The following is a 17,636-nucleotide window of genomic DNA, read 5'->3' as shown; positions in this document are numbered from 1 at the left end:
TAGGGTCTTTTCTCAAAGAGTTTTTAAAGGGTGTGACAAACACCCTTTTATTTTTGAAGTGGCCAATTTCCTTTTACAATATAGGGAGCCTTATTTAAGGGAGAGGCCGATAACAATAAAACAAAATGATCAACTTCAAAAGGAGGGACAAAAAAATCATCTTGAAAAGATAGATAAGAAGAAAGATCTTTAAGATTAATATCAAATATTCGTGCAAGAGTGATATGCGGAATAAACAGTCTTTCATCAGGCTTTAACTCTAATTTATTCCGAATATATTGCATCTTTTCATGTAAAAGAGTAAGCTTTTCACAAGGTTCAATGCGAACCACAAGAGAATGGGGAGCATTTTCTGAACCAAAAACTTCAAAACCCTTTATCTGTAGCGTAAAAGAAGGAAGTTCTATAGTGTTAAAGGTATGCATAATTTCATCTGCTGTAGAACTTTCAACTTCGCCAAAAAAAGATAAGGTGACATGAAAATTTTGCGGGTTGATCCATTGCGCTTTTGGTAAGCCATTTTGCAATGATACGAGGGCTTTTGTTGTTTGTTGAGGAATCTGGAGAGCACTAAATAGACGACCCATGATATTATCTCCTTATAATGAAAGATGCTATCCCAAGCGCAATATAGATAATAAGGGCGGGGCACGTACCACATAAAACAAGGCAATAGTATAGAAAAAGAATGTCTAAAAAATGCTTACTATAATTATGAGCGTACAAAGCTTATTCGTTTTAAGAAAATGGTTATGACATTGATAAGAATTGCGTTTTCATGATCTGTATCACAATGATGTGCAATGGAAGATTACTTGTGTATTATAAAGGCTACAAAGTTAGCAGAAAATAAGAAAAGTTGATAGATTGTTGATGTGCGAAATTATTTTGACATTTATCTTTAGCCTAAAATAAAGCATATTCTAATACAAGGTGAAGAGTTCTCTTTTCTGTAAAGATTTAATTATATGATTAAGTCGGGGAATAGCCATAATACGCAAAACTATTCAAATTGGTCAAATAATGTTAGGAAAGGAAGAAAAAAACCAGCATAACAAAATTACTATAAGCTTTTACATTTATGATAATTATACCAATCCATAATGGATATGAATATTGGTATAAAAGCGGGAAGAGAAATTAAATTTCAAAATAATGATGGAAAGTTCCTATTTTCTAAGAATTATCATCCTTGTTTATGATGAAAAAGCACTAGTTTTCCTCTCCAAAGTTGTTATTGATGAGCTTTTCAAGAGCATTAAGAGCATCTGTTGCTTCTGGTCCTGAAACACGAATGGTGAGGTTGCAACCGGATGAAGCCGCTAGCATCATAAGTCCCATAATTGATGATCCGCCAACAATTTTTCCATCTTTTTCAACTTCAACAGTAACATTAAAATTGTCAACAGTTTGTACAAATTTTGCAGAAGCACGTGCATGTAACCCACGTTTATTACAGATATTGAAATGACGACTTATACACGGGAGGGTATCTTTGGAAAACATTGGTATTTTATTATCCGCTAATCATACTTGGTACATTAATATATTTACGCCCTGCTTCTTGTGCTATTCTTAACGCGTCTGATAATGAAATATCCGGACATTTGCGAATAGAAATCAGTTTAATAAGCATGGGCAAATTAACACCCGCAATCATTTCAACGCGTCCTTTTTCAATAGCAGGAATAGCTATATTTGATGGTGTTCCACCGAACACATCTGTTAATATGATGACGCCATGATCCGTATCTGTATCGGTTACTGCGGCTATAATATCACCTCGGCGCTGATCTATATCGTCATCGGGATAAACGCATATTGTTGCGAACTTTTCTTGTACTCCAACAACATGTTCCACGGCATGTAAAAATTCGACAGCCAGCTCACCGTGCGTTACAAGCACGAGTCCAATCATTTACGCAAACTCCTGTTAACTAATAAGACCCAACCATATTGGTGGGAAAGACATTGTACAAGGCTTTATCTTGCTGCCAAGAAAAATTTGCAAAAAAAAGGCAAAAATTGTGATTTTTTTATCTTTAGAAAAAAATTAGACAGATTTTTGCCATATTTTTTTAAACAAAAATGCTTCAATAGCTTGACAAATGGCGGTACAATCGGCTTCACGAAGAGAGGGAAGTTTTAAAAGAGGAATGTGCAAATTTTCAAATTGAAAAGTTTTATTTGTGGAAAAACGTTCATATTCCGGACCGAGAAAAATAACACAATCGATAATTGTGTGCTTTTCAAATTCTATCATATAAAGACCAACGCCACGAATCTCGATACCGCCCTCTAAATTATCGGGAGTGTATCCGTGAAGCTTTCCATTTTCCGCACGCAACATTGTATAATCATCACTGATAAGCTTCGCTTCACGTTTTGACCACTCAGCGCGGTCAAGCAAAGAAAGGGTGAGGGTTGATTTTCCTGATCCCGATGGACCTATAATTAACAGCCCCTTGCCGCCTAGTTGAAGGCAATTTGCGTGGAGTATTTCACATTTTGTTTTCATGTCTTTTACTTTGGATAAAAGATTTATTTAGCAAGCGGAAGCATAATAGTAAAACGTGCACCAGTTTTACACTTCCCAAGTGTAGGATCAATAATATTTTCGGCTGTAATTGTCCCATTATGAGCTTCGATGATTTGCCGACTAATAGAAAGGCCAAGTCCAGAGTTTTGCCCAAAAGCATCTTCATTTGGTCGATCTGTATAAAAACGTTCAAAAATGCGTTCAATATTTTCTGAACGAATACCTGGGCCATTATCTTCAATGGTTAAAATAAGGGTTGAAGCATGACTTTTCATAGTAATGCAAATTTTGCCACGATTCCGAGGAATAAAAGAACGCGCATTTTCAAGAAGATTTGAAATCACTTGTCCTAAACGGAGTTCGTGTCCCAATACAAGATAGGCTTTTCCATGAGGACGTGGGACAATATTAAGGCTTATATCAATGGTTTGCGTATTACGATACACTTCCTGAACAGCATGAACAAGACTTTCCAAAAGCGGTGTCATATCAACAATCTCTGCGGTTTCTCGTGCAAGCTCTGCATCGAGCCGTGATGCATCAGAAATATCTGTAATCAACCGATCAAGGCGGCGCACATCATGTTGAATAATTTCAAGCAATTTCTCTTGTGCTTCTTCATTTTTAGCCAGAGGGAGCGTTTCAACAGCACTGCGTAGAGAGGTGAGAGGATTTTTTAATTCGTGGCTTACATCAGCAGCAAAGCGTTCAATGGCTTCAATACGCATATAAAGGGCATTGGTCATATCACGAATAGAAGTTGAAAGGTGACCAATTTCATCTTCACGCATTGAAAAATCAGGAATTTCTACACGCTGATTATTGCCATTACGCACTCGATTAGCCGAGGCAGATAATTTACTTAATGGATGGGCAATCGTATGGGCCAAAAAGAGAGAAAGAACCAAAAGTACGCTACCTACAACGGCAAAAACTTTAAAGATAACCAGTCTTTCGCCTTTTACAATGTTATCAATATCGGAACCAGTGGTTGAAAGAAGAAGAGCTCCAACCACTGCGCGATAGCGTTGAACAGGAACGGCAACAGAAACAATTAATTGCCCTTGTCTGTTGCGTCTTTTTGCCGTAGCAAGAGATCCGTTTAATGCGCGGTACACTTCTGGATAAGCAATACCACTGGTTTTTGTTTGTTCTCTGTCAAGAGCAATACCTTTACCATAAAATGCGCTTGAATACCATGAAGTAAGGCGATCCCACATGTTTTGTTCTGTTTTAAGTGGGGGTAAATCATAACTAAAAACTTCTCCACTAGAATAAAGAACGCGCGAATCAAGAAGGAGAGTAGCATCACGATCATAGATACGTGCTCTTGTCGTTTTAGGTGTGATGAGACGCCGTAAAAGAGGGGCAACTTGCTCAGGGTTAATAGGAAAATCCCAAGAATCGGTTGATTGAGGGGCTGGTGTAACGCTTTCACCAGTCTGTAACTCTAAGAGTTTTTGGGGATCAATGAGGATAGAATTTGTATCTACTGTTGCAGAAGCAGCAATAGCCCCAGCAATAATTTTTCCTTGGGTACATAAACTTTTAATTTTTGCTTCAATTAAACCATCGCGAAATTGGTTAAGGTATAAAATGCCTGTAACTAAAACGGCAAGGGCAGCAATGTTTAATATAACAATGCGACGTGTAAGGCTGGAAAAAAGCAATTGTCTAAAGAGACGTTGTATTCGAAGATGCAAACGAGAAAACATAAGAAATGGCGTTGAGGATGTACCATTAACGGTTGTTTTTTGTAAAGTTTCCAGTTGAGAATTGTCTGTCATCGATTTGATTGCCGTTCAAATTTTTGCGACAAAGTAGTTTTATACCTCGTGGAAACGATAACCTACACCATAAAGTGTTTCAATCATTGCAAAATCATCATCCACTTGTTTAAACTTTTTACGCAGACGTTTAATGTGACTATCAATGGTGCGATCATCTACGTAGACTTGATCACTATAGGCAGCATCCATTAAAGCATCACGACTTTTTACAACTCCTGGTCTTTGTGCTAAGGTTTGCAGAATCAAAAATTCCGTAACGGTTAAAATAACAGGTTTATCTTTCCATGTACAGGTATGGCGTTCTTGATCCATCACAAGATCTCCACGTTTGAGAGAAGAGGTGGAAGAAGTTCCTGTAGAAAGCGGTTGGTTACGTGCATTAGAACGGCGCAAAATAGCTTTCACGCGTTCAATAAGAAGACGTTGGGAGAAAGGTTTAGTAATAAAATCATCAGCTCCCATTTTGAGACCAAATAATTCATCAATTTCATCATCTTTAGAGGTGAGAAAAATAACTGGAAGATCAGATTTTTGACGCAAACGACGCAAAAGTTCCATCCCATCCATTCGGGGCATTTTAATATCAAAAATAGCTAAGTGTGGAGGGTGAAGTGTGAGACCCTTGAGTGCAGATGCTCCATCTGTATAGCTTTCAACCCGATATCCTTCTGTCTCAAGCGCAAAAGATAAAGATGTCAAAATATTGCGATCATCATCAACAAGTACAATCGTTTGTGTGATTGTTGGTGTATCTTTCATGGTTTCTTAGACCTTTCTATTGCTGTGGTAGCAAATTACCCACACTTATTTATATGGGAGTTCATATTTTTTTTGCAAAACAAATATGATACAAATTGTAGCAAAGTAAAAAACCTTTTGTCATTACTGTAAAATCTTGTTTTGCTTTCATAATTTATAATGTTTCTATGTCTATTAAGATCCCTTCATTTGAGAGAAAATTTTCATAAAGGCTTTTTTTATCAAGGTTTATTACAAAGTTTATTATTGTATTTGTCTCATAATTGAACAGATGTAGTTTTGATTGTTGAAGTTTAGAAAATCTGCCTATGTGTTTTAAGAGCAAAGAAAAGAATGTGGCAATATATGCACAAAAATTTGTTTCTGCTACACGAAAGGAGGTCGTAATGGGATTTTTTAATTTTATTAAAACTGTAGGGGAAAAGTTAGGTATTGGGGACCATGAACCAAAAGAAAAGGATTTTAAAAGAGCATTTGATGATTTTCAACTCGGTACAGAAAAAGTCAATATTCAAGTTGAAGACGGTAAAGCTATTTTAAGCGGTGAAGTTCCAGACAGGGAAACACTTGAAAAAGCACTGCTGGTTGTTGGCAATTCACAAGGTATCTCTTCTGTAGATGTTGATCAATTAAAGGTTATAGATACAACGCCTAGAAAAACTTCTCGCTTTTATGAGGTTAAATCTGGTGATAATCTTTGGAAAATTGCTGAAGAGGTTTATGGAAAAGGGCAAGGTAATAAAAACACATTTATTTTTGAAGCCAATAAGCCAATGCTAAAATCTCCCGATAAAATTTATCCTGGACAAGTTTTACGTATTCCTGAAATTGACCATAGTTAATTCATCAAAGAGGATAATTTTTTACTGATGGCATTAAACAAAAAATAAAGGAGCGTAAAAAAATTCACGCTCCTTCATTTTATAAAGTGTGTATTTATTGTGTATTTATATAAAAGGAGCTTAGTGAACAAGAGAGGATTTAGAAGGTGATGGTACTTTCATAGCGTTTACAGAGAAATCAACATCAATGGTTCCTGCTTTCTCAAATGTCAATTTTGCGCTAATTTTATCACCTAACTTGAATGGTTTTGAAAGCCCCATAAACATAATATGATCACCGCCAGGCTTAAGCGTGATTTCTCCATTTCCCGGAATTTCAATGCCATTGTGCATTTTTTCCATTTTCATAATATCATTAACGACAGCCATAGAGTGTATCTCTGTTGTTTTTACTCCGTTTGTGGAAATAGAAACCAAACGGTCTGGGGTATTACTGTGATTAATAATGTAGAGATAACCGCTACCAACTCTTATACCTTTAGGTGTTTCTCGTGTCCAAGGATTGAGAATTTCTATGTCGCCAAGTTTATATTGTTGAGCACCTGCTGGCAGGGTTATACCAGCAAAGAGAAGAGCACACACGATATTTATGATAACCTTTTTGTATGGATATTGTGTATGGATTATATTCTTAAAGATGAGATTTGTTATTTTCTTAATAATAGATGTCATCATTGATTTACCCTCCTTCATAAGATTCACACTTTGAATATTTTTTTATTTTAGCAGAGCTTTTATTTAAAATAAAAGAAAGAAATACTAAAATGAAATTGATTTGAATATGAGAATAAAAATCATAGAATTATTTGATTTTAAAGGAAGGCAGTAAGGTTTACAACGACAACACACCTCTCAACGCTTCCGTGTTCATCTCATAAATAATATTTGTAAATGGTATAAAATCTATGATGCACTACTATTTTGCTTAATAAATATAATATAGAACAATCATCAACCACTTTACCAATTTTAATATTATGACAGCTCTTGGCATTTTAAAGCGTTTATACAGAGGCATTTTTATATATTTTCAAAGTTCAAAATTATATAGTATAAGAAAAAACGCTTTAGGTGAGTTTAAAGCATAGATTTCAAATAACCGCAAACAATGAGACCGTTAGAAGGAGAATTTTTGAAAGGAGATCGATGGATAATACCTTTACAGATGTGAGTATTAGATATGATGATTATTTTAGTCCAAGAAAAATTTATAATATTCGTGATATAAATTATTCGCCTTTTAAAAAGCTTTTACGGGAGTATCATTTTATCAATGATGAGAAGATCAAGAGCGAGAGTGCAATCGCTCTTTTATTTTTTTAATTTTTATAGAAAGATATATTTGTTGAGAATTGCAAGAAAAATATATTATGATCTCAAGTCTCTCATAAATATGGTATTTATGGGTCATTAGAGTGCCTATTTTAAAATAAATTTTTTATTTTAGAGATGTTTCTCTCATTATTCTCTTGTAGCAATAAAAGCCTGTTCTTATATACGAGGCAGCAAGGCTTGTTGCGACTTGCAGTTTATTATTATTTATGTTGCTTGAAGCAATATACGGGCTTTAGGTGTTATGAGGAGCTATCTTAAAAAGATGCTTTATGAAGGTTGAGGTAGCTTGCTGAATGGAGATTATAATATGGCAAAAGTAATTGGTATTGATTTGGGGACAACGAACTCTTGTGTGGCTGTTATGGATGGCAAAAACGCAAAAGTTATTGAAAACTCAGAAGGAGCGCGAACAACACCTTCCGTTGTTGCCTTTACTGATGGGGGGGAGCGGCTTGTTGGGCAGCCTGCTAAACGGCAGGCGGTGACAAATCCTGAAGGGACAGTTTTTGCAGTTAAACGTTTGATAGGGCGCCGTTTTGATGACCCTATGGTTGAAAAAGATAAAGCACTTGTGCCTTATAAAATTGTTAAAGGTGACAATGGTGATGCATGGGTTGAAGAAGCGGGAAAGAAATATTCTCCGTCGCAAATTTCAGCTATGATTTTGCAAAAGATGAAGGAAACAGCAGAATCTTATCTTGGTGAAAAAGTTGAACAAGCCGTTATTACGGTTCCTGCTTATTTTAATGATGCGCAACGTCAAGCTACGAAAGACGCGGGTAAAATTGCTGGACTTGAAGTTTTACGGATTATTAATGAGCCAACAGCTGCTGCTTTAGCTTATGGTTTGGACAAAAAAGACGGAAAAACAATAGCAGTTTACGATCTTGGTGGTGGTACATTTGATATTTCAGTTCTTGAAATTGGAGATGGCGTTTTTGAAGTTAAATCAACCAATGGAGATACGTTTTTAGGTGGTGAAGACTTTGATATGCGCCTAGTTGGTTATTTTGCAGATGAATTCAAAAAAGAGCAAGGAATTGATCTGAAAAATGATAAATTAGCTTTACAGCGCTTAAAAGAAGCGGCAGAAAAAGCAAAGATTGAGCTTTCTTCGTCACAGCAAACAGAAATCAATTTACCATTTATCACGGCAGATCAATCAGGTCCCAAGCACTTAACAATGAAATTGACTCGGGCAAAATTTGAATCTCTCGTTGACGATTTAGTGCAGCGTACCATCGAGCCTTGTAAAGCTGCGTTGAAAGATGCTGGATTAAAGGCTGGTGAAATTGACGAAGTTGTTTTAGTAGGTGGTATGACACGTATGCCCAAGATTCAGCAAGTCGTGCAGAGCTTCTTTGGTAAGGATCCACACAAAGGTGTTAATCCTGATGAAGTGGTCGCAATGGGTGCTGCCATCCAAGGAGGTGTATTGCAAGGCGATGTCAAAGACGTGTTGTTGCTAGATGTAACGCCTTTATCTTTGGGTATTGAAACCTTGGGTGGGGTTTTCACACGCCTTATTGAGCGCAATACCACTATCCCAACAAAAAAATCGCAAGTTTTTTCGACAGCTGATGATAATCAGAGTGCTGTGACGATTCGTGTTTTCCAAGGTGAACGGGAAATGGCAAGTGATAATAAGTTATTGGCTCAATTTGATCTTGTTGGTATTCCTCCAGCACCACGTGGTATACCTCAAATTGAAGTTACTTTTGATATCGATGCGAATGGTATTGTTAATGTTTCGGCCAAAGATAAGGGAACAGGTAAAGAGCATCAAATTCGTATTCAGGCATCAGGTGGTTTAAGTGATGCTGATATTGAAAAAATGGTAAAGGATGCAGAAGAGCACGCGGCTGAGGATAAAAAACGCCGTGAAGGTGTTGAAGCTAGAAATCAAGCGGAGGCTCTTATTCATTCAACTGAAAAGTCGCTCAATGAATATGGCGATAAAGTATCAGCTGAAGAAAAGGGACAGATTGAAACAGCAATATCTGATTTGAAATCTGCGCTTGAAGGCAGTGATACGGAAGAAGTAACAACAAAGATGCAAAAATTAGCAGAAGTCAGTATGAAGCTTGGACAGGCTATGTACGAAGCCTCACAAGCAGCGAGCGCTGACACTGAAACAGAGGCAAAGAATGATGATGTTGTTGATGCTGATTTTGAAGAAGTTAATGATAAGAAGAAATAGTGTCAGCATATGTGTTGATTAATTTATAAACCCAGCCTTTGAAATATAAGGCTGGGCTTTATTATTTGAGATAAGTTGCAACTTTGTTGCTAAAAATATAAATTAAAAGCAATATTATCCATAAAGATGGATGACAGAAAAATTATCAGGAATACATGATGAAGGTTGACTATTATGAAATTCTTGGCGTGACTCGCGAATGTGATGATAAAAAGTTGAAATCTGCTTTTCGTAAGTTGGCAATGCAATATCATCCTGATCGCAACGCGGGGGATAAAGAGGCAGAGCGAAAATTCAAAGAAATTGGCGAAGCCTATGAAGTTCTTAAAGATCCTCAGAAGCGTGCTGCTTATGATCGATTTGGCCATGCGGCCTTTGAAAATAGCGGTGGTCAAGGGGGAGCAAATCCCTTTGGCGGTTTTGCTGCTGGTGGTGGATTTGCGGATATTTTCGAAGACTTTTTTGGTGAGATTATGGGAGGGACACACCGTAAGCGTGGTGATAGTCGCGAACGTGGTGCAGATTTGAGTTATAATATGGAAGTGACTTTAGAAGAGGCATTTTCAGGAAAAACTGCAGAAATTAATATTCCCAGTTCCGTCACGTGTGATGTTTGTGAGGGATCAGGAGCGAGAAAGGGCTCTAAGCCGCAAGTTTGTGGAATATGTCATGGATCTGGTCGTGTGCGTGCAGCACAAGGTTTCTTTTCTATTGAGCGAACATGTCCTTCATGTCATGGACGTGGTGAAACTATTACGGATCCATGCCCCAAATGTCAGGGGACACGACGCATAGAGAAAAAACGTTCATTGAGCGTAAATGTTCCAGCTGGTATTGAAGATGGAACGCGTATTCGCCTTTCTGGTGAGGGTGATGCTGGTATTCGTGGTGGCCCCAATGGTGATCTTTATATTTTCCTTTCCATTAAACCGCATGAGTTTTTTCAGCGAGAAGGAGCAGATCTTCACTGTCGCGTTCCTATTTCAATGGTAACAGCTGCTTTAGGAGGAGAGTTTGAAGTTTCCGACCTTGATGGTGTTAAAGCACGCGTTAAGATTCCAGAAGGGACACAAAATGGACGTCAATTCCGCCTTAGAGGCAAAGGTATGCCCATGTTGCGCCGTCAGCAAGCAAGGGGTGATCTTTACATCCATATCACGATTGAGACACCGCAGAAATTAACGCAAGAACAACGTGAATTGTTGCAAAAATTTGAAAAGCTCTCAAATCATGAAAATTCACCGCAATCACATGGTTTTTTTTCACGTATGAAAGAATTTTTTGAAAATATTTCTGGTTAAAATTATGTGAATGTTCTCAGAATAATTAGAGAGAGCTGTAGGAAAGTTATTTTCATTAAGTTTTCTATTATCTCATTGTCTTTGAAAAGCATTTTTTCTTGAAAAGAAAAGAGAGAGACAGCTAATTTAGGATAAACTCCTGCTGCTGATAGTTTTTATATTTCATGAGTTTTATGGATAAGTCTTATTTTTGAGTGTCTATGACATTTTAAAAAGGGCTTATCCATATAAGAACGCAATTGAGTGATTGATAATAAATATTGCCAGTGTCATGATAACTGCCTTTATGCATTCAGTATTTTTTGTATTTCTTTTTAAAGGCTCTATAATAAAACTGTAAAATAGGTAGCAGCTTGCCAAGAAACGCTAAATAAGCTGTTAGGCAATCCATCTTATTTCAAATAAAGTATCAACTTCTTATAACCGATTTTATTTTTGGCATTTTTCATAGTTTTAATCACTGCTTCCTTTAAAATAAGGGTTATTTTATTTGGAATAGCTTTTACATGCCTCATCTTAGCTTTTAGCCGTAATCATGTCTTTTTAGATGCGGATTTAGTTTTGTATTTCTGATGTCATAAATACTTCTTCCAGATAATAAAAAACGCTATAATCAAGTTTATTTTGTTCCAAAGAAATTGTGGAATGAGATAATGTGTGTTTAATGCTAAAGAAGACATAACAAAACACGTTTTGAGGTATTCGATGTATCTCTCTTGTAGGGAAACAGATTCGATGGAATTCACTTAATTGAATTTATTGGCATAATAAAAAGTTGGTGGGAAGATAGAGGAAGTTACCTTTAAAAAGAAAAAATAAATACAATAAAAAAATAGCACAATATGCTTAGAAAACAGCACGATATATTATTGAAATTGTTAGTGATATGGAAAGAGAAGTATACGAAATGAATCTTTTTTCATAAAATAACATAATTAAAATAATACATTAAAAGAATTAACAATTCTAAAAAACATTGAATAATTCAAGCATGTATTGCTATGCAAAAAGAAAAACTTAATGACAGATCATGAAAATGAGAAATTTTATCAAATCTTACGAAGAGAGTAATCTAAACAATTAAATGCTTTTACGAAGATGCTTTTGAAGAGCTATCACAATATATGGATAATGTTGCAAAGCCTTTTTTCGATTTTACGATATAAAAAGATAAATTATTATTATAAATTAACTTATTATGATTCTCCATAAGGAGCGTTCAGTTGACATTTCCTCATGTTTTATGATTGAGAAAAAGTCAAATTTTTAAAACCAAAGTTATAGTTTATTGGGATAAGCTATAAAGCAGTTGAGTGATTTCTTAATCTTGGGAATATGTTAATTTTATTATTATAAGAAACTTTATTTTTATCTTATAAAATCAATGGTTGTATATATTCCTATTCATTGTTAAGTATCCGTAGGGATAAACTAATGAGTTGAATGTGCAGCGTAGCTTCAAAATTTTGCTTTTCAATTTTATATATAAGATCATAAAATAATGACGTTTTTTACGCCTATTTTGTTTAATTTTTCGCTGTCAATTTTTAAAGGAAGTTTTTGTATTTCATTTCGCTATTCCTTTTTCGTAATTTAGAGGAAAATTGACGATTTTCAGGGGGGTGGATAGAGTAAAGTTTGGTTTTATTGTTTTCACTTTTCCTAAATTTCATTAAGAGATGGTAAAAAGTGATGAGGAGGCTCTATTGATGGATGATGCTAAAAACGGTGATGTAGATGTTTTGGAAAAACAAGCAGCATTTTTATCGTCTGCTTTACCCTATATGCAAAAATATGAAAATGAAACGGTCGTGGTAAAATATGGCGGCCATGCTATGGGTGATCCTGCTTTGGGGCGAGCATTTGCGCGTGATATTGCTCTATTAAAGCAATCGGGGATTAATCCTGTTGTTGTTCATGGTGGTGGGCCTCAAATTGCTGAAATTTTAATGAAAATGGGGATTGAATCGCGATTTGAAAACGGATTACGGGTAACCGATGAGCGGATCGTTGAAGTGGTTGAAATGGTTTTAGCGGGTTCCATAAATAAAGAAATTGTTGCTCTCATCAATGCTGAGGGAGAATGGGCAATAGGATTATGCGGCAAGGATGGCAATATGGTTTTTGCCGAAAAGGCTTATAAAACTGTCATTGATCCTGATTCGCATATTGAGCGTGTTTTAGATTTGGGGTTTGTTGGTGAGCCTGTTGAAGTTGACCGCACATTGCTAGATCTTTTAGCATGTTCTGAAATGATACCGGTTCTTGCTCCTGTGGCTCCAGGACGCGATGGTAAAACTTATAATATTAATGCTGATATTTTTGCTGGAGCTATTGCTGGTGCATTAGAGGCTAAACGCCTTTTATTTCTCACTGATGTTCCTGGTGTTTTGGATAACCAGGGTAAACTTTTAAAAGAATTGACAGTTTCTGAAGCTGAGAAATTTATTAAAAATGGGACAATTTCAGGAGGCATGATTCCAAAAGTAGAGACTTGTATAAAAGCCCTTCAAAATGGCGTGGAAGGTGTTGTCATTTTAAATGGTAAAACTCCTCATTCTGTTTTACTAGAGCTGTTTACCGAACAGGGAGTTGGAACGCTTATTGTTTCATAAATTGTGGGGAAAATTGGAAGAGAAAGTTTTTCATGGTGAATCTAAAACAGTTTAAATATCCTTTATTAAGTAAGCCAGAATTGGCAATATTTACTGCGACAATATTGTGGGGCGTTACATTTTTAGTCATTCACATTGCGGTACGCTATAGTGGTCCTCTGTTTTTTGTTGGATTTCGTTTTATTGTTGCATCTCTTATATGTGGGGTAATTTTTTGGCGCTCTATAAAAGGTATAACTGTTTATGAAGTTTTCGCTGGGATGGCGATAGGTTTAGCCATGTTTTTTGGTTATGCTTTTCAAGCAGCTGGACTTCAAACAATTATTAGTAGTCAGTCAGCTTTTATCACAGCGCTTTATGTACCGATGGTTCCAATCTTGCAATGGATTGTTTTTAAAAAACCTCCCCGTTTAGCTTGTTGGATTGGTATTATTTTCGCTTTTATTGGGCTTGTATTTATTTCAGGGCAAAAGCCGGGAAATTTTGATTTTTCAAAAGGCGAAATTTTAACTTTGTTAGGCGCTTTAGCGATTGCTGGAGAAGTCATACTCATCGGAATTTTTGCGAACAAGGTTGATAGTCGGCGTGTAACCATTATTCAGTTATTTTTTAGTGGTTTTTTTTCATTTGCTTGTATGCCTTTGATGGGTGAAAGCATCCCTGAATTTTCGTGGGTGTGGTTTAATATTGGTATAGGATTGGCATTAATGAGTGCCATCATTCAATTAGCTATGAATTGGGCACAAAAGTCTATTTCCCCTACGCGTGCGACACTCATTTACGCAGGTGAACCGGTATGGGCTGGTATTGTTGGGCGTTTGGCTGGCGAACATTTATCTCCCTTAGCTTTATTGGGCGGTTTGCTTATTCTGATTGGGATAATTGTGGCTGAATTACAACCTTCACAATGGCGTAAAAAAAATAAAGCAATTAAAAAAATTGATTAGCTATACATTTTTTTATTATGATTTTATTGCATGAGATTTTTGCTTGTAGAGTTTTCATTTTTGAAGCTTTTTTAATATTAAGATGATTAAGAAGTTCTATAAGTTATTCCAGCTTTTGCATGCCAAATTGGAGAAATAGTATGCTTCTATCTGTTTGCCTAACTTCTGAAACGGGAAGACAACCTTTATTGAGCCAAAGCATGAGGTGATATAAAGGTAAAAATTAACGCTCATCTTTACGATCATGTTTAAATTTGGCTTTAACAACTTTCAAAAACATCTACGGTAATGTTTTTGAATAATGAGAATTACGCACTGTCGTACGTTATTTCTTTTGTCCTTTAATAGAGTTACGCTTCTCATGCAAAATAGAACGCCCAAAGTACCCCCATAACGTTGTACATTAAAGCGTTTTTTAAAAGATAATTTTCTCAATATACATCATATTCATTAACAGTCCGCATGAAGTATAGAAAAACCACAGAGCATCATCATTTTACTTAAAATAAAGGGCACTAGCATTTTCTTTATCAGTTCTCAATATTATGATAGCCTTTGGCATTTAAAATGAGAGAGGCTCGCGATATTCAGAGTTTTAATTTAAATCGCAAAACAATAAACGATCATTATAAATCAATGTGTTATCCAATGAATCGAAGAGGATTGGTGTGCTTTATGCTTAATGGAGGAAGGAAGGAGTTATATAAAAAGTATATAAAAACATCACTCAATAGAGCATATTTCTAAAGTTTTAAAAATTGAGAAGAAACTCCCGCGATATTCATATTATTTTATATAAGATTACTAAAAAAGAAGATTATTGCGTACAAATAAAAAAGCATTTCTTGCGAATTTATTGCAAGCCTAAGTGATATACACGCCCATCATATAAATATGATAATACATTGATTTATAATTATAATATAGCACTATTCACATTGAATTAGAACCCTGAATACCGTAAAATTTTCTCACGTCAAATCATTTTCATGTTAAATCAATCCAAATCACTTGCTTACACATCACAAGTGGGTGGGGGCATGTGGGTAAAGACTGTACAAGAAAAGCATATCTCTTATAAACTTTTTCAAGTGTAAAGGATCGTCGTAATATTGGAGGCTGGCAAAGTGTGTGATGGTGCCGGCTTACTACAGATATGAGTTATCAAATAAGATGTGAAAGGATCATTTTAGCACCCTTGGATTTAATTTAGCAAACAAAAGCCTCATTTTTTAGGCTATAAAAAGTTGTGTTTTGAGAAGCTTTTTAGGTTTATATTATTTTGATAGAAGCCGGAACATAATTGGTCTTTGCGTTTTGTATTATTCTTTGCTAAATCGCCTTATATGACAATAGATCGTAATTATATTCGTAATTTTTCCATCGTGGCGCATATTGATCACGGCAAATCAACTTTAGCTGATCGTTTGATTCAAATAACAGGTGGGCTTGATACACGTGAGATGAAAGAACAAGTACTCGATTCCATGGATATTGAGCGTGAACGTGGAATTACTATTAAAGCACAAACGGTACGTTTACACTATAAGGCAAAGAATGGTGAAACCTATATTTTAAATCTTATGGATACACCTGGTCATGTGGATTTTGCTTATGAGGTTTCGCGTTCATTGGCAGCTTGTGAAGGTTCTCTGTTGGTGGTGGATGCAAGCCAAGGCGTAGAGGCGCAGACGTTAGCAAATGTTTATCAAGCCATTGATAATTCCCATGAGTTGGTTGTTGTTCTCAATAAAGTTGATCTTCCAGCAGCAGAACCTGAGCGTGTTAAAGAACAAATTGAAGATGTAATAGGCATTGATACATCTCAAGCAGTAGAAATATCAGCAAAAACAGGTTTGGGTGTTCCTGATGTTTTGGAGGCAATTGTTGCACAATTACCACCTCCACATATAGGCGATGTTGCAAATCCCTTGAAAGCAATGTTGGTTGATAGCTGGTATGATGCATATCTTGGTGTTATTGTTTTGGTACGGGTGATAGATGGTATTTTAAAAAAAGGCCAAACCATTCGTATGATGGGTACAGGAGCAAAATATCCAGTTGAGCGCGTTGGGGTTTTTACACCTAAAATGGTACAGGTTGATGAATTAGGACCGGGCGAGATTGGTTTTATCACTGCTTCTATCAAAGAGGTAGCAGATACACGGGTTGGGGATACGATTACTGAAGAGCGCCGTCCTTGTGAAAATGCTTTACCTGGTTTTAAGCCTGCGCAACCGGTTGTCTTTTGTGGACTTTTTCCAATTGATGCTGCCGATTTTGATGATTTGCGTGCAGCCATGGGCAAATTACGCTTAAATGATGCGAGTTTTTCTTTTGAAATGGAAACATCTGCGGCTTTGGGGTTTGGTTTTCGCTGTGGATTTTTGGGACTTCTGCATCTTGAAATTATTCAAGAGCGATTAGAGCGTGAGTTTAATTTGGATTTAATCGCGACAGCACCTTCGGTTGTTTATCGCATGAATATGAATGATGGTTCTGTTAAAGAGTTGCACAATCCAGCGGATATGCCTGATGTGGTTAAAATTTCTTCCATAGAAGAACCGTGGATTCGGGCGACAATCATGACTCCTGATAATTATCTTGGGTCAATTTTAGAACTATGCCAAGAGCGGCGCGGGGTACAGGTTGGTTTGTCCTATGTTGGAATCCGTGCTATGGTAACGTATGATTTACCACTGAATGAAGTTGTTTTTGATTTTTATGACCGGCTAAAATCAATCTCAAAGGGTTATGCTTCTTTTGATTATCAAATGACAGATTATGCAGAAGGTGATTTAGTTAAAATGTCTATTTTGGTGAATGGAGAGCCTATTGATGCATTATCGATGCTTGTTCACCGCACGATTGCAGAAAAGCGCGGGCGTTCCATGTGTGAAAAACTGAAAGATCTTATTCCCCAGCATATGTTTCAGATTCCAGTTCAAGCGGCTATTGGTGGTAAAGTTATAGCGCGCGAAACGATTCGTGCTTTGCGTAAAGATGTAACAGCGAAATGTTACGGAGGTGATGTTACGCGTAAGCGCAAACTTTTGGAAAAGCAAAAAGAAGGCAAAAAGCGGATGCGCCAATTTGGAAAAGTAGAAATTCCACAATCAGCATTTATTCAAGCGCTCAAAATGAACAAATAATGAAAAAAGGAGTATTTTCTCTCATTGATTGCGCTTTTGCTTTTGTCGATTGGTTCAGGTGTTTAAAGGACACTTTAAATAGAATTGCGCCGTGCTTCATGTTTTTGTGTATTGCGTAAAGGTGTCACTTTCTCATGTAAAACAGAATGCTTTAAA

Annotated in this window: 14 protein-coding genes; 7 read left to right on the top strand and 7 right to left on the bottom strand. The window is 36.3% G+C overall.

The window, feature by feature from the left end; all coding sequences use genetic code 11:
- Positions 1-47: 47 nt before the first annotated feature.
- The 6 genes from thpR to ACFILY_RS00470 all read right to left on the bottom strand — a co-directional run bounded on the left by thpR (position 48) and on the right by ACFILY_RS00470 (position 5,088).
- Positions 48-587, bottom strand: coding sequence for an RNA 2',3'-cyclic phosphodiesterase (gene thpR / locus ACFILY_RS00495; protein ID WP_375637228.1), 540 nt, complete (start codon positions 585-587; stop codon positions 48-50).
- A gap of 625 nt (positions 588-1,212) precedes the next feature.
- Positions 1,213-1,506, bottom strand: a complete 294-nt coding sequence (locus ACFILY_RS00490) for an HPr family phosphocarrier protein (RefSeq protein ID WP_012754483.1) — start codon at positions 1,504-1,506, stop codon at positions 1,213-1,215.
- A gap of 10 nt (positions 1,507-1,516) precedes the next feature.
- Positions 1,517-1,918: a PTS sugar transporter subunit IIA gene (locus tag ACFILY_RS00485; RefSeq protein WP_273790227.1), complete on the bottom strand. Its 402-nt coding sequence runs from the start codon at positions 1,916-1,918 to the stop codon at positions 1,517-1,519.
- A 135-nt stretch (positions 1,919-2,053) separates the two neighbouring features.
- On the bottom strand, positions 2,054-2,518 hold the full coding sequence (locus tag ACFILY_RS00480) for an HPr kinase/phosphatase C-terminal domain-containing protein (RefSeq protein WP_273790228.1): 465 nt from the start codon (positions 2,516-2,518) through the stop codon (positions 2,054-2,056).
- Between the two features lie 23 nt (positions 2,519-2,541).
- Positions 2,542-4,326 (bottom strand): sensor histidine kinase, encoded by a 1,785-nt coding sequence (locus ACFILY_RS00475; RefSeq protein WP_273790229.1) that lies wholly within the window; start codon positions 4,324-4,326, stop codon positions 2,542-2,544.
- Positions 4,327-4,365: 39 nt separating this feature from the next.
- Positions 4,366-5,088, bottom strand: a complete 723-nt coding sequence (locus tag ACFILY_RS00470; protein WP_005774392.1) for a response regulator transcription factor — start codon at positions 5,086-5,088, stop codon at positions 4,366-4,368.
- Between the two features lie 386 nt (positions 5,089-5,474).
- Here ACFILY_RS00470 and lysM point away from each other — a divergent pair, with 386 nt between their 5' ends.
- The gene (lysM, locus tag ACFILY_RS00465; RefSeq protein ID WP_273790230.1) at positions 5,475-5,930 is read left to right on the top strand and encodes a peptidoglycan-binding protein LysM; all 456 of its coding nucleotides are present in this window, start codon (positions 5,475-5,477) and stop codon (positions 5,928-5,930) included.
- A gap of 120 nt (positions 5,931-6,050) precedes the next feature.
- Here the strand turns inward: lysM and ACFILY_RS00460 are convergent, their stop codons facing one another.
- Positions 6,051-6,605 (bottom strand): copper chaperone PCu(A)C, encoded by a 555-nt coding sequence (locus tag ACFILY_RS00460; RefSeq protein ID WP_273790231.1) that lies wholly within the window; start codon positions 6,603-6,605, stop codon positions 6,051-6,053.
- Positions 6,606-7,076: 471 nt separating this feature from the next.
- Between ACFILY_RS00460 and ACFILY_RS00455 the strand changes: the two genes are divergently transcribed.
- From ACFILY_RS00455 to lepA, 6 genes are all read left to right on the top strand, one after another.
- Positions 7,077-7,253 carry a hypothetical protein gene (locus ACFILY_RS00455; RefSeq protein WP_375637224.1) on the top strand — a complete coding sequence of 59 codons (177 nt, stop codon included), beginning with the start codon at positions 7,077-7,079 and terminating at the stop codon, positions 7,251-7,253.
- 319 nt (positions 7,254-7,572) lie between these two features.
- Positions 7,573-9,465, top strand: a complete 1,893-nt coding sequence (dnaK, locus tag ACFILY_RS00450) for a molecular chaperone DnaK (protein ID WP_273790233.1) — start codon at positions 7,573-7,575, stop codon at positions 9,463-9,465.
- Positions 9,466-9,623: 158 nt separating this feature from the next.
- Positions 9,624-10,766, top strand: coding sequence for a molecular chaperone DnaJ (dnaJ, locus tag ACFILY_RS00445; RefSeq protein WP_273790234.1), 1,143 nt, complete (start codon positions 9,624-9,626; stop codon positions 10,764-10,766).
- A 1,709-nt stretch (positions 10,767-12,475) separates the two neighbouring features.
- Positions 12,476-13,381, top strand: a complete 906-nt coding sequence (gene argB / locus ACFILY_RS00440; protein WP_273790235.1) for an acetylglutamate kinase — start codon at positions 12,476-12,478, stop codon at positions 13,379-13,381.
- Between the two features lie 32 nt (positions 13,382-13,413).
- Entirely contained in the window at positions 13,414-14,328 is a 915-nt protein-coding gene (locus tag ACFILY_RS00435) for a DMT family transporter (RefSeq protein ID WP_273790236.1), read from the top strand.
- Between the two features lie 1,346 nt (positions 14,329-15,674).
- Positions 15,675-17,480, top strand: a complete 1,806-nt coding sequence (lepA, locus tag ACFILY_RS00430) for a translation elongation factor 4 (RefSeq protein ID WP_375630561.1) — start codon at positions 15,675-15,677, stop codon at positions 17,478-17,480.
- The last annotated feature ends 156 nt before the right edge of the window (positions 17,481-17,636 follow it).

Origin of the sequence: Bartonella sp. CL25QHWL, from assembly GCF_042195335.1 — a bacterium.
Taxonomy (GTDB): Bacteria; Pseudomonadota; Alphaproteobacteria; order Rhizobiales; family Rhizobiaceae; genus Bartonella.
The sequence above is the reverse complement of the archived record's forward strand: the minus strand, read 5'-3'. Positions and strand labels throughout refer to the sequence as shown.

What these genes read in the sequence shown, in the direction of transcription:
- thpR (WP_375637228.1), bottom strand. Translation starts at nt 587, where the DNA reads ATGGGTCGTCTATTTAGTGCTCTCCAGATTCCTCAACAAACAACAAAA.
- ACFILY_RS00490 (WP_012754483.1), bottom strand. Translation starts at nt 1,506, where the DNA reads ATGTTTTCCAAAGATACCCTCCCGTGTATAAGTCGTCATTTCAATATC.
- ACFILY_RS00485 (WP_273790227.1), bottom strand. Translation starts at nt 1,918, where the DNA reads ATGATTGGACTCGTGCTTGTAACGCACGGTGAGCTGGCTGTCGAATTT.
- ACFILY_RS00480 (WP_273790228.1), bottom strand. Translation starts at nt 2,518, where the DNA reads ATGAAAACAAAATGTGAAATACTCCACGCAAATTGCCTTCAACTAGGC.
- ACFILY_RS00475 (WP_273790229.1), bottom strand. Translation starts at nt 4,326, where the DNA reads ATGACAGACAATTCTCAACTGGAAACTTTACAAAAAACAACCGTTAAT.
- ACFILY_RS00470 (WP_005774392.1), bottom strand. Translation starts at nt 5,088, where the DNA reads ATGAAAGATACACCAACAATCACACAAACGATTGTACTTGTTGATGAT.
- lysM (WP_273790230.1), top strand. Translation starts at nt 5,475, where the DNA reads ATGGGATTTTTTAATTTTATTAAAACTGTAGGGGAAAAGTTAGGTATT.
- ACFILY_RS00460 (WP_273790231.1), bottom strand. Translation starts at nt 6,605, where the DNA reads ATGATGACATCTATTATTAAGAAAATAACAAATCTCATCTTTAAGAAT.
- ACFILY_RS00455 (WP_375637224.1), top strand. Translation starts at nt 7,077, where the DNA reads ATGGATAATACCTTTACAGATGTGAGTATTAGATATGATGATTATTTT.
- dnaK (WP_273790233.1), top strand. Translation starts at nt 7,573, where the DNA reads ATGGCAAAAGTAATTGGTATTGATTTGGGGACAACGAACTCTTGTGTG.
- dnaJ (WP_273790234.1), top strand. Translation starts at nt 9,624, where the DNA reads ATGAAGGTTGACTATTATGAAATTCTTGGCGTGACTCGCGAATGTGAT.
- argB (WP_273790235.1), top strand. Translation starts at nt 12,476, where the DNA reads ATGGATGATGCTAAAAACGGTGATGTAGATGTTTTGGAAAAACAAGCA.
- ACFILY_RS00435 (WP_273790236.1), top strand. Translation starts at nt 13,414, where the DNA reads ATGGTGAATCTAAAACAGTTTAAATATCCTTTATTAAGTAAGCCAGAA.
- lepA (WP_375630561.1), top strand. Translation starts at nt 15,675, where the DNA reads ATGACAATAGATCGTAATTATATTCGTAATTTTTCCATCGTGGCGCAT.